11 protein-coding genes are annotated in these 12,724 nt (G+C 40.7%); 1 reads left to right on the plus strand and 10 read right to left on the minus strand.

The genetic code is table 11. The features are described 5' to 3' along the window. Nucleotides 1–189 precede the first annotated feature (189 nt). The 10 genes from H6A27_RS02015 to H6A27_RS02060 form a co-directional block, all read right to left on the minus strand. Nucleotides 190–1,086: a serine O-acetyltransferase gene (locus H6A27_RS02015; protein WP_204507485.1), complete on the minus strand. Its 897-nt coding sequence runs from the start codon at nucleotides 1,084–1,086 to the stop codon at nucleotides 190–192. 104 nt (nucleotides 1,087–1,190) lie between these two features. Beyond that, complete coding sequence (gene cbiB / locus H6A27_RS02020; RefSeq protein WP_204507486.1) at nucleotides 1,191–2,135, minus strand: adenosylcobinamide-phosphate synthase CbiB; 945 nt, start codon at nucleotides 2,133–2,135, stop codon at nucleotides 1,191–1,193. Then, entirely contained in the window at nucleotides 2,117–3,130 is a 1,014-nt protein-coding gene (locus H6A27_RS02025) for a threonine-phosphate decarboxylase (protein WP_204507487.1), read from the minus strand. Before H6A27_RS02025 ends, cbiB begins: the two co-directional genes overlap by 19 nt. 30 nt (nucleotides 3,131–3,160) lie before the next feature. Beyond that, nucleotides 3,161–3,688, minus strand: a complete 528-nt coding sequence (gene cobC, locus H6A27_RS02030; RefSeq protein ID WP_204403114.1) for an alpha-ribazole phosphatase — start codon at nucleotides 3,686–3,688, stop codon at nucleotides 3,161–3,163. A gap of 12 nt (nucleotides 3,689–3,700) precedes the next feature. Then, nucleotides 3,701–4,438, minus strand: a complete 738-nt coding sequence (cobS, locus tag H6A27_RS02035) for an adenosylcobinamide-GDP ribazoletransferase (protein ID WP_204403116.1) — start codon at nucleotides 4,436–4,438, stop codon at nucleotides 3,701–3,703. Nucleotides 4,439–4,447: 9 nt separating this feature from the next. Continuing rightward, on the minus strand, nucleotides 4,448–5,488 hold the full coding sequence (gene cobT / locus H6A27_RS02040) for a nicotinate-nucleotide--dimethylbenzimidazole phosphoribosyltransferase (protein ID WP_204403118.1): 1,041 nt from the start codon (nucleotides 5,486–5,488) through the stop codon (nucleotides 4,448–4,450). 1 nt (nucleotide 5,489) lies between these two features. Beyond that, a complete protein-coding gene (cobU, locus tag H6A27_RS02045; RefSeq protein WP_204403120.1) occupies nucleotides 5,490–5,996 on the minus strand; it encodes a bifunctional adenosylcobinamide kinase/adenosylcobinamide-phosphate guanylyltransferase in 507 nt (168 codons plus the stop codon). A gap of 377 nt (nucleotides 5,997–6,373) precedes the next feature. Next, the gene (locus tag H6A27_RS02050; protein WP_235327389.1) at nucleotides 6,374–7,015 is read right to left on the minus strand and encodes a hypothetical protein; all 642 of its coding nucleotides are present in this window, start codon (nucleotides 7,013–7,015) and stop codon (nucleotides 6,374–6,376) included. Between the two features lie 79 nt (nucleotides 7,016–7,094). Further along, nucleotides 7,095–7,862, minus strand: a complete 768-nt coding sequence (locus H6A27_RS02055) for a glycerophosphodiester phosphodiesterase (protein WP_204507488.1) — start codon at nucleotides 7,860–7,862, stop codon at nucleotides 7,095–7,097. Nucleotides 7,863–7,892: 30 nt separating this feature from the next. Continuing rightward, the gene (locus tag H6A27_RS02060; RefSeq protein WP_204507489.1) at nucleotides 7,893–11,090 is read right to left on the minus strand and encodes a TonB-dependent receptor; all 3,198 of its coding nucleotides are present in this window, start codon (nucleotides 11,088–11,090) and stop codon (nucleotides 7,893–7,895) included. Between the two features lie 178 nt (nucleotides 11,091–11,268). Here H6A27_RS02060 and H6A27_RS02065 point away from each other — a divergent pair, with 178 nt between their 5' ends. Further along, nucleotides 11,269–12,690: a sialate O-acetylesterase gene (locus H6A27_RS02065; RefSeq protein WP_204507490.1), complete on the plus strand. Its 1,422-nt coding sequence runs from the start codon at nucleotides 11,269–11,271 to the stop codon at nucleotides 12,688–12,690. Nucleotides 12,691–12,724: the final 34 nt, after the last annotated feature.

Here is a 12,724-nt window from a genome sequence, read left to right on the forward strand (position 1 = left end):
ACTACATTTTAATTTTGAGAAATGCTAAAGCTGATAATCAATGGATTAGTGAAATTATACAGCTAAAAAATAACTAAAAATTTTTTTTGGCTATCAAACTTGGGTTAAGATAACTTTTATATATAGAAAAATACTCCGGTACCGCCGTAATGGCAGTATCGGAGTATTTTTACTGTATAGAATATTGAATCAGTTTTTTCTCTGTACGATGCGTGCTCCGGCAGGTACACTTTCCGTTACCCAGATGTTTCCCCCTATGGTAGCCCCCTTTCCTATCGTGATACGTCCAAGTATGGTGGCATTGGAATATACCACCACATCATCTTCAAGTATAGGATGTCTTGGTATTCCCTTGATAGGATTGCCGTTTTCGTCCAACGGGAAACTCTTGGCGCCGAGTGTGACTCCCTGATAGAGTTTCACGTTATTGCCTATAATGCATGTAGCCCCTATCACTACACCTGTTCCGTGGTCGATAGTAAAATGATGTCCTATGGTAGCTCCCGGGTGTATGTCTATACCGGTTTCAGAATGAGCCATTTCTGTCATTATTCTTGGAATGAGGGGAACATTCAGTGTGTATAGCTCGTGTGCTATTCTATAGTTTGTGATAGCCCTTATTATAGGATAACAACAGATTATCTCGCCGAAACATGTTGCGGCAGGGTCGCCGTAGTAGGCTGCTTCCACATCGGTGGAAAGTATGCTTCTTATCTCAGGCATACGACTGATAAACTCTGACGCTAAGCGTGCGGCAGTGTCGCGGCATGGTTCGTCTTTGGTTTCCATTCCGTTGTTTTCTACTCCGAAGCACAGACCAGCCTGTATCTGTTCGGTAAGCAACTCGAACAGTCTTTCCAGATTGACTCCGATATGATAGTTTATGTTCTGGCTGTTGATATTCGACTTTCCGAAATATCCAGGAAACAATATTGCCCTCGACAGGTCGATGATTTCTTCCAGGGCTTTTCCCGAAGGTAAAGGCTCTCCGTCCTTATGTTGGTGGAAAAGTCCGCGGTAAGAGTTGTTGTCCGACAGTTTGTCAACAGTGTCTGTAAGTATGTGCGAATAATCGAATAAAGTCATATTGTCTTAATATCTATTGTAATACAGGCAAAAGTAAACTATATTTTCTTATTTTGATAATAAAATGAACTTTTTTTGAATGAAATAATTGTTATTTGTTTTTCCTAAAGGATAACAGGCAACAAATGGACAACAAGTATTATGCCTGTCATCATGTATTCCGACAATATGTTTATTCTTATTGCTTTTGTTGCGTCACCCAGGGTGAATATACGTTCTGTGGTACCTATAAACGGTTTGTAAACCATTTCGCCAAAATAGGAATGTGGCCCTCCGAAACGGCAATCCAGTATTCCTGCCAATGCCGCTTCAGGATAACCGGAGTTGGGACTGGCATGACATTTTCCGTATTTTGTTACGAATTTTATCAGACTTGGTTTCCCGGACGCCATTACCATGAGTAATGCAGTAAGCCTTGCAGGAATGTAGTTTGCTACATCGTCGATATGTGCAGCCCAACAGCCGAAGTCTTTGTATCTCTCGTTTTTGTATCCTATCATTGAGTCGAGGGTATTTATCATCTTGTAGGTCATAATACCAGGTACCCCCAACAGACAGAACCAGAAAAGAGGAGCTATAACTCCGTCGCTAAGATTTTCCGCCAGTGTTTCCAGTGCGGCGGTACGAACTTCCTGGGCAGTCAGTTGGGATGTGTCGCGGCCAACGATACGTGATACTTGTGTACGTCCCTTTTCCAGTGATCTGTCAATGGCTGCAAATACCATTCTGACTTCATTGATAAGTGTTTTTCCTGCCAGACAGAAAAATACGGCAATGCTCGACACTGTTACTCCTATTGTATTATGAAACGAATACAGTACGTCAATAGCCAGCCATGAGATACAGAATACGGCTATGACCAGAAACAGTGCCGTTAGTGCTCCTTTAAGTTTCTTGTGTTCGCCTTTATTGAGTCTTTTTTCAAAGAAATGTATTGTCTTTCCGAAGCCTACTACGGGATGTGGCAGCCACATCGGATCGCCTAAGATTTTGTCTAATATAATACCGGCAATAAACGGAATGACAAATACTAGAAGTTGTATATCCATTCTTTTATAGCGTTTATCAGTTTGTTGTTTTCATCGGGTGTCTGTATGGCTATACGGAAATAACTGTTGTCAAGTCCGTCGAAGTTTGATGCGTCACGGATAAGTATTCCGTGATTGCATGCAAGATATTCTTTTAATGCTCTGGCATTTCCGAAACGCAGTCTGATGAGCATATAGTGTGTGTCGGATGTCCACGGTTCAAGCACTCCAAGTTTTTCAAGTTCGGACGCTACACGTTCACGCTCTTCCAACAGAGCATTGAGGTTTAGTTCATATTCCGGTTTATGTTTCAGTAAGTAAATTCCTGCCGATATGGCTAGTGAATTTACTGACCATGGTTTGACGAACGACCTTATCCGGCTTATTATTGTCGGATGGGCTGTTATGTATCCTATTCTCAGTCCGGGAACCGCAAATTGTTTGGTAAGAGAATGCAGGAGTACGATATTATGATGTTCCAGTGAGTCGTTAGGATTGAAAAGTCTCTTAGGTGTAAATGCCTCATATGACTGGTCTATTATGAACAGTTTGCCCGGATATCTATCTGCAAGTATTGTAATTCTTTCTTTGTCGTATGCTTCGCCCGTTGGGTTATTAGGGTTACATATCCATATTATTGAAGCCTCATCAGGCATTGTTTCCAGTGTGTAGAACTTGATAAGGCGGTGCGAATTCAGAATACATGCATCGGCATATTCGCTGAATGTTGGTACAAGTATGGCAGAACTGCTGTCCCTATACGCCTGTGCCAAAAGGTATATCGCTTCTGTTGCCCCATTTGTTGCGCATACCATTTCTTTGTCGATGCCATGTGTCTCAGCTATGGCTTTTTCAAGAGAATAAGGTTGAGGTTCCGGATATGTCATTATATTTTGCATTACTCCTGAAAGATGGGCATACAATCCGCTGTGGTCAACATGTGAATAAACATTCGAGCTGAAGTTTATTTTTATATTGCTATAGTTATATAAATCGTCTCCGTGTCCGTTTATCATTTTTGGTTGTTTTATTATTTGAGAATATCATTATAGTTCAAACTCGGCTACACTGCCGTATGGAGGGACAAATTCGAATGCTTTGCTCATTTCGGTCATTCCTGTATATACTTGTGTGCATACCAATATTCCTCCGTGTGCAAAAAGCAGTACATTTCCTGTTTCTTCCTTTTTAAGTTCTTCCAGAAACTGTGTCACTCTGCCATAAAGGTCAATGAATGACTCTCCACCTGTAGGACGTACGTGTATGAAATCGTTGAACCAGTCTTGCAACCGTGGGTCTATAATGCTGTCGAAAGGTTTCATCTCCCATTCGCCAAAGTTTATTTCCATTATTCTTTTTTCCTTTATGGCATTTTCAAAACCGCAGAAAGAAGCCAGTCTGGTACATCGAGATAAGGGACTGGTATAGACTTTATCGAAATGCAGACCGTCCAGTTTCTGTTTTACAGCCTCGGCTTCTTCATTGAATGTGTTTCGCAAAGGTATGTCTGTATGTCCGTAGCATGTACCTTGTGGTACATCAACCGATGTATGTCTTGCTATGTATAGTTTCATCTGTATATATTGTTAAGTTAGTGCTGCCATTGTAAGAAGAAAACCAAGTTCGGACAGTAAGAAAACAGCTCCGCAACAGTCGCCGGTATATCCGCCTATTTTCTTTTTCAGATATAGTATCAGGAACATGAATATTGCAACGGGAGTTATCAGTGCCCATACGTATTCCAGCGGGAAGAAATACAGTGGAATAATTCCTCCGGCCAATGATATGAGTTTTTCTTTTATGCTCATTCCCGAATAAACAACTTTGGCTTTACTTTCTGCTTCATTGCGAGCATAAGGAAGCAGATTTATTATATGTCCGCAAACAAACTTGCAGAAAGTATCGCCGCATAGTAGTGTTGCAGGTATTACTTCCTTTGGTAATGATGACAATACAGAGTAAACAGTCAGATAATATAAAATCAAAGCAAGCACTCCGTAGCTGCCAATGTGTGAGTCTTTCATTATTCTGAGTATTCCTGTCTTGTCTCTTCCCCCTCCCATACCATCGAAAAAATCTGCAAATCCGTCTTCATGCAAGGCTCCGGTTATCATGATTCTTGATATCAGGGCAAGTATTACGGATATCTCTATGTTGAATAAATGAGAGGCACCCCAAAACACGAGTGCCATTGCTCCGCCTATTATCCATCCGCTGAAACTCCAGTAGCTTACAACGTGCTTGAAACTTTCTTCCGGAACTGTCTTTATTTTCCAAAATGGAAGCCGTGTAAAGAACATTAGTGCTGCAAGTATGTTGTTCATGTCTGCTTGTCAAAAATATTTTGTTATAGACGCATTGCTGAAATTATCCATCTCGTTAATCATTCTCACTGCCGAGTCGATTATAGGATATGCACATACTGCTCCGGAACCCTCTCCCAGCCTCAGAGAAAGACTTAGTATAGGTTTTGCGTTCATATAATCCAGAATTAGCTTGTGTCCGCTTTCGTCGCCTACATGTCCGAAAATAGCATAATCTTTAACGTTTAGGTTTATCATGGAAGCTGCAAGGATACAGTTTGTCATTATAAAACCGTCCACAAGTATAATCATCCTTAGTTCAGCGGCACGGAGCATACCTCCTACTGCCATTACCATTTCGTATCCTCCAAAACGTTTCATAACGTTTTCTACAGTATATTCGTCTTTGAAGTTGTCGAGAGCCTGTTTCAAGACATTGTATTTGTGGTTTATTCCTGCATTGTCAAGCCCGCTTCCTGCGCCTACACATTGTTTTAACGGAATATTAGTGAAGCATGTCATCCAGAGTGATGAAGCCGAGGTGTTTCCTATTCCCATTTCGCCGAAACTTACAATGTTGCATCCGTCGTTATAGGCATTTGTAACACATTCAGCTCCGTATGTCAGACATTTTTCCATTTCTTCCACGGTCATTGCATCTCCGTGCAGGAAATTTCTTGTACCACGGTTTATTTTCCTGTCTATTATTCCTTTATCTTTGGGTAAATCATAGTCAACACCTGAATCAACGATAACGAACTTGAATCCATGTTGTCTGCACAGGAAGTTGATACCTGCTCCTCCGTGCAGGAAATTGCTTATCTGTTGCCATGTTATTTCCTTTGGAGACAGGCTCACCCCCTCTTCCACTATACCGTGGTCGGCAGCAAAAAGTATGTTATGAGGATTTTTAAGTTGAGGTTCGGTTGTTTCCTGAATCATGCAAATTTGCAGTGCCAGTTCTTCAAGTCTTCCTAGAGAGCCTTTAGGCTTTGTAAGGTTGTTTATTTTGTTTACGGCTTTTTCTTCCAGACTCTTGTTTGCCGTAAGTTTGATGTTAAAGTTTATCATATCATTTAATTTTCATAGGTATTCCACTTACCATAAGAATTACTTCATCGGCTTTCGACGCAATATACTGGTTTGCCCATCCCAAAAGGTCGGTAAACATACGCTGTACTTTGTTTTCCGATGTCCCTCCCATTCCAATCTCGTTTGTTACGAATATGAAAGTTGCGTCTTGTGATGTGAACTTGTCAAATTCAGTTTTTACCATTTCCAGGGATTTCTCTATATCCTGTGTCTCAAAATAGAAATTAGTACACCACAGTGTTATGCAGTCCACTACCGCTACCCTGTCCGTAATATCAATATTTCCCAGATATTTTTCTTCTTCTATATTTGTCCAGTTCCTGCCTCTGCCTTGCTGATGCCGTTTCACTCTTTCCCTGAATTCGTCATCCCATATGTGTGCCGTAGCTACATAAACCGGATTTTCTGACAGTGATAGTGCAAGTCGTTCGGCATATGAGCTTTTACCAGAGCGCTGGCCGCCGGTTACAAGTATTATTTTTCCCATAATTTATGACATCGTCTTTTCTAACGGGGTATAAAGGTATATAAAATAACCCAAAAGCTCTCTAAATTATATCATAATTAGGTTAAACTGGGTGTTTCGTGCATTGTAGCATTCTGAAATGCTGTATTTTTGTATCAGATTAATACATTAACAATTATGCCGATAAAGAAGAATAACAATCCCTTTGCTTTTAAAGCCAAGCAGAATGCAAAAAAGAAAAGTAGCGGTAAACGTGTAGGAAAGTCAAAACCGGAAAAGGCCAACAATCAGTTAAACAGGCGTGTGAAATAAAAAAATGATACGATACATGAATGGGCCTGGCATGATCGTATCATGGATGTGATATGGTATTTATTAGAAGTTTCCGTAGTTGATATTTATTTCTTAATGCTTTTTATCACAGTAGAAGCTATTTTTGATGAACTCTTACGGCTAGCCTTGCTCAATTTGTCTGCCTTTTCGAGGTTCATGCAAGTGAAATAGTTATTTCCCTTTGTGATTTCTTTCTGGTTTTTGTCATACAGAGAGTAACTTACAAAGTGGAAAAGTGTTCTTAGAGGCTTTTCCTGCCATTTCAAATAGTGCTGATTCAAGAACAGTACATAGTCGGCGTTTGAGGCATCAATAAGTCGATGATATTCATTATTGTCGATACTGCTGAGGTCGATATATCTTTCTTCCTCCTCCCCTTTCAGCTGAATGTCGTCTATGATTTCGTTTATCTCGGATGAAACAACCGGGGAAACAAACGTATAATCCTTGTCTTTGTTTGACTGGATAATGTTGTTTGTGATAATCTTGTTATAAGTGTAGCTGATACTGTCGGTTGGTATCCCTGTTTCTTCTGTAATCATACTTTGTGGAAAGTAGTTTGAGTTTACGTTATCCAGACCGATGACAAGTACCTTCTTGGTAGAAACATTGCTGTTTTCGTTTACATAGTCTTCTGCATTTGCAGATAGTGAGAGTCCCAATACAGATAATCCAAAAATAATACCTTTGAAAATTGTTGTTTTCATCTCTTTCATGTTTTAATTTCACGATACAAAAATAGGGATGCAATATTACATCCCTATTTCCTAAGTGTTATGTTTTTGTTTAATTCTTGTTACTTGCAAGTCCGGCAGCCTCTACAGGATGGTCTGTAGTGATATAATCAACATTCAGTTTGAGCATGTTTTTAATGTCTTCTGTATTGTTGACTGTCCATACATTCACTTTCATGCCTAAATCGTGTGCCTCTTTTACCCATTCAGGTTTTTTCTCGAATACTTTGTAATGATAGTCTATACCATTTATTCCCTTTTCCTTAAGCTCTTTAGGCGAGATATCCCCCTTCAGATATGCTATCTCGGATTCTGGAGTTAGTTGTGCTAGGGTCTCACAAATGTATTTGCTGAATGAAATGTATTCCACTTGTTTTTCCATTCCTGCTTCCTTTACCATTTTAACGGCTTTCTCTGAAATTTCCTTTTCCTGTTCTTTTGTCTTGTGAGGCTTGATTTCCAGTATCATCTGTATATCCTTTAATTTCTTTCCTTCTGCAAGATATTCTTTCAGTGTCGGGATTTTTTCTCCGTTCTTCAGCTTTATTCCGTTAAGTTTGCTGTAAGGAACTTCGGCAATTGTTATTCCGTTTACGTTGTCATCGTGGTTCACTACAATTACTCCATCACCTGTGAGCTGAACATCAAATTCCGAACCGTAAACTTTTGCTTCTGCTGCTTTCTTCAGTCCGGTAATTGAGTTTTGGGCAGAATTCTCTGTTTTCCAGTATCCGCGATGAGCTATTATCTGTGTCTGTGCCTGTGCAGTGTAAGTCATGAATGCCAGTGTGCATCCCAAAAGAATGTTTTTAAGTTCCATAATATTTATTGTTTAATATATCAGTTTTTATTAGAAAGCATATCTTAAACCAATCTGGAACTGGTATGGAGTACCGTTAAGGCTTGATACGCCTGTATTAGCATTTACGTTGTAAATATATTCTTTTTTATCCTGATCAAAACCTTTTATGCTATATATTTTCTGTGCTCCAAGGTTATGTCCCGCTCCCCAGTTCTTGTTCAGGAGGTTTGCTACGTTGAAGATATCAACTGACAGTTCGAGATTCTGCTGTTTGTAAATCTTGAATTTTTTGGCAAGTCTTAAATCAAGTGTGCCATAGAAACCGTTTACACCGCCATTACGTTCTGCCACTTTGCCGAAGCTTTTTCTGATATAGTCTTTTGTACTTTCTTCCACATCAGGGTTGTTCAGGATATCGTTGATGCCGTTACGCAGATATTCAGGAGTCTTAGGATCGTTCGGGTCGTAGATATAAGCCAGGTCGTTAGAGTCAACGAAGTCACCGTTTACATTACCGTCTACTATAAGTGAATAGCGTGTACCTCCAATACCAGAGAAGCGTGCGCCTACGCTGATACCCCAGAATGTAGGAGCCGAACCGTAAACTACCACTTTGTGGCGGAACTGGTTGTTTGAGTAAGACATCTTGCTCAAGTCGCGAGGATCGTCAACAACCATCTGTGACCGAGTTGCTGAGTTGGCTACGTTACCGTTGTATGAAGTATTATCTTTAGTATCATTCCAAGTATAGCTGAATGAAAGTTCTCCGTCCTTGAAATATCTCCATGTACCGTCAATTACGAATGCGAATTGATTAACCTTACCTTCGCTTACCATTTCAAGGACGCGGCCCACTTCAGTGGTCTTTCTACCCTGCTTCCAGTTTGCTACACCTTTGGCGTCGATAGTATTTGCAGGTACATATACTCCGCGGTTTCCTTCAGCTTCAATGCGGAAATAAGGATCGTCCACCATGTTTCTGTCAATATACATATAGTTGTTGCGTCCTAAAGTCATATATCCGGCTACGCTCATTTTCAATCGGTCGTTGAAGAAGTGTGTGTAAGAAAGGTTGGCTTTGTAGATTACCGGAACCCTGCAGTCTGCCCCATTCATGTTGATTGTAGAAGTCTTCTCTACGTTAGGATTCTCGAACAGCTCTTTTCCCGGTGCTGTGGAAGGATCTTCACGATATGAAGGGAAATTCGGTCTTATCAGATTCAGCATCTCATTATAGTTTGAACTGTTTTTGTCAAGAGTGATGTCTATTGATGCTGTCTTTGTACCGTCGAACACCATATTGTTAATCATTGCATAGTTGTTGATATCCGAAGCGAATATACCTGCACCTGCACGTATGATGTCTTTGTGTTTGTCGTTTATATCCCATGTAATCTGCAAACGAGGCTGTACCTGGAATGTTGACATTCCGTTGTCTGTGCGAAGTCCCAGTTCATCGTAAACAGTCTGATTGAAAGCTCCATGATTGAAGTAAGTGGCATTGTCCAGACGCAATCCTGCAACCAGCTCAAATCCTTTGAACAGTTTAGTCTGCAACTGAGCGTATGCGCCGGCATTAAGGATATTCTGTTTTACACGTTCATCGTCTGTCAGGTAAACCTCACGTACATAGCGGTATGGTTCAAGATTGTCGAAAGCATCAAGTCCGTTGAAATAGAAACGTCCGTTAGCCTCACTACCGTATCTTGAGTTCATGTATGTGTACATCATGTCGATACCGTATGTGTAGTTTATTTTGTTTGTACTGTAATAGAAGTTATCTACAAGTTGAAGAACGTGGTTGTAGAAGTTTTCAGGGCTGTAACGTTGTCCTCCAAGCTGTATGCTTGTAACTGCAGTCTTACCGTCAATCTGTGATTCTACATTGCTTACAATAGCACGTGGAATGTTTTCCGATGGAAGCTCTTTTCCCGGCATAGACTCTTCCAGAGTATATAAGTGTTGTATTTTCAGTTCGTTAGTACCCTTAGGACCTACTACAGAACGCAATGTGGCCATGGCACTATTGTTTAACGAATGAACGTCTCCGTATGATTCATAAATGTTGATTGCGGTATTGTCGCCAAGTCCCATGTTGTTCATGTCGTTCACAAAGTTGTCTGTGAAAGTCAACAGGTTTGTGGCGTTTATCTGCCAGTCGATACGTGCAAATACGGCGTCAGTACTTTGTTTCTTGTCGAAAGCTCCGAATTGTGGATTTTGTGAAACTCCATATTTGTCGCGTGCAATCTGTAAGTATCTGTCGCGAGTCTCGGTACTTAGATTATAACGCTTTTCGTCTGCAGCGCTTTGAATATCAGCGATGTATAGCGGACGTGAGTCTGCCTGGTGGTCCCAAGCGATGAAGAAATGTGCCCTATCCTTTACAATGGCACCGCTTAACGATGCACCAAACTGATAAGTTGAGAAGTCGTTGTTTCTCTTGTTTCCACGTATGTCATAGGGGCTTGACAGCCAGTTTGCGCGTGCAAATGTAAATGCGCTACCTTTGAAAGTGTTTGTTCCCGACTTTGTTACAGTACTTACTGTACCACCTCCGGCACGTCCGTTAGTTACGTCATATTGGTTTGTTACTACCTTGAATTCGCGGATAGCTTCCATTGAAATAGCGTAAGGAACACCGTTACGGCTTGTTGTACTACCACCCGAAGTAGGATTCTTTGCTGTCATACCGTCAATAGTATAGTTGGTTGACGAAGCAAGCTGTCCTGAAAGGCTCGAACCTGTACTGAGAGGAGAAAGATCGACAAGTGAAGTAAAGTTACGTCCGTTGACCGGAAGTTTGGCCAGGTCTCTTTCTGTTACAGAGGTTGCCGAACCAGTAGTGGAGATTGTGTTTTTTAGAGAGTTTGCCACAACCTCAACAGTTTCAAGAGTAACGCTTTCTTCTTTCATCTGGAAGTCTATGCGGACTACATCTCCCTGGTTTAGTGTATATCCTGTTCTTTTCTGGTCACCGTAACCGACGTATGAAACAGTGATGCTGTAAGGACCGCCAAGAGGCAGCTGCTTGATGGTGTATTCACCGTTTTCGTTAGTGATTGATCCGGTGCTGAAACCTGTTGACTCATTTTTAATTTGTACTGCAGCACCAATTACTCCCATTTTTGTTTCATCGGTGACAATACCTGAAATAATAGCTTTGTTGTCTTGTGCCAACAATAGTCCTGTGCAATTGAACAGAACTATAAAGATCAAAATAGTTTGATAAAGTTTTGTTTTCATTTCTTTGGTTGTTAAACAATGTTTTCTGGGTGCAAAAGTATCTTTGGTGTATTACATTGTCGAAACGCTGGTGTAAAGATTATGTATATTTCCCTTTTCAAAATTGTTACAATTTTAGATATAATAATATCATATTAATTGTCTGCGATGTATTATTTTTGTGGAAAACTTTAAAGATATGAGAAAAACATTGTTAGCAGCACTCATGCTGATGCAGATGGGCGCATGGGCAAAAGTTGATTTGCCGGAGATTTTGAGTGATAATATGGTATTGCAGCAACAAACCGAAGTTAAACTTTGGGGAACAGCTAAGGCAAATGCTGAAGTAAGTATAAGTCCGTCATGGACAAACAATGTTTATACCGTGAAAACGGATAATGATGGAAAGTGGATAGCAGAGATACAGACACCATCGGCAAGCTATACACCATATACCATAACACTTTCAGACGAAGAGGTGACAACTTTGAATAATATATTGATAGGAGAGGTGTGGTTCTGTTCTGGACAGTCTAATATGGAAATGCCTCTGGCTGGTTTCTGGAATTGTCCGATAGAAGGTGCAAACGAGACTATAGCAACTGCTTCACAATGGAAGGGGATACGTGTTGCCACAGTTGAAAAAAACGGTCAGTTAGAACCTGTAGATAGATGTAAGGGAAGCTGGAAAGTAAGTAATCCGGCAAATGCGGGTGCGTTTAGTGCTACAGCATTCAACTTTGCCATGATGATGAACCGCGTGCTGGATATTCCTGTGGGAATAATTAACTGTAGTTGGGGTGGAAGTACTGTAGAGGGTTGGCTTCCACGTGACATAGTATCACAGTATAAGGATATCAATTTGAAGAAAGACATCCGTAAGGAAGACGGACATGACTGGTGGCATTACATGAGCCCTACACTGATGTACAACGGTATGCTTAAGCCGCTACAGAACTACACTATAAAAGGTTTTCTGTGGTATCAGGGAGAATCTAACGTCGGAAAACACAAGACATATCCTGAACGTCTGAAAACGATGGTTGAACTTTGGAGAAAGGAATGGGGACTTGGTGAACTTCCATTCTATTATGTTGAGATTGCTCCTTTTGGTTCGCGTGAGACTAACGGCAGTGCATTGCTTCGCGAGGCACAGTTCAAGGCACAGTCAATAATCTCAAACAGTGGAATGATTTCTACTAACGACCTTGTGGAAGAATACGAAAAAGGCAATATACATCCAAAGAACAAAACAGATGTGGGTAAACGTCTGGCGTATATGGCATTGAGCCGTACATACGGATTCAAGGGTATGGAAGATATGGGACCTGTGTATAAATCTATGGAGATAAAAGACGGTGCTGCAATTCTTTCGTTTGATTATGCAAAAGATGGTTTCAACCGTTTGAAAGGTATGGAAGGATTTGAAATTGCTGGAGAAGATAAAGTATTTTATCCTGCAGAGGCAGAGGTGTATAACAATCTTCAGATAAAGGTTAAATCGGACAAGGTTAAGAATCCTGTAGCTGTACGCTATTGTTTCCGCGATTTCAAGCCGGGCAATGTTGCAAATCTTCGTGAACTTCCTATGTATCCGTTCCGTACTGATAACTGGGAATAATAATACAGCCGTAATATGATTAAACGCTGTTTAA

Origin of the sequence: Bacteroides caecigallinarum, from assembly GCF_016902295.1 — a bacterium.
In the GTDB taxonomy this organism is placed as follows: domain Bacteria; phylum Bacteroidota; class Bacteroidia; order Bacteroidales; family Bacteroidaceae; genus Phocaeicola; species Phocaeicola caecigallinarum_A.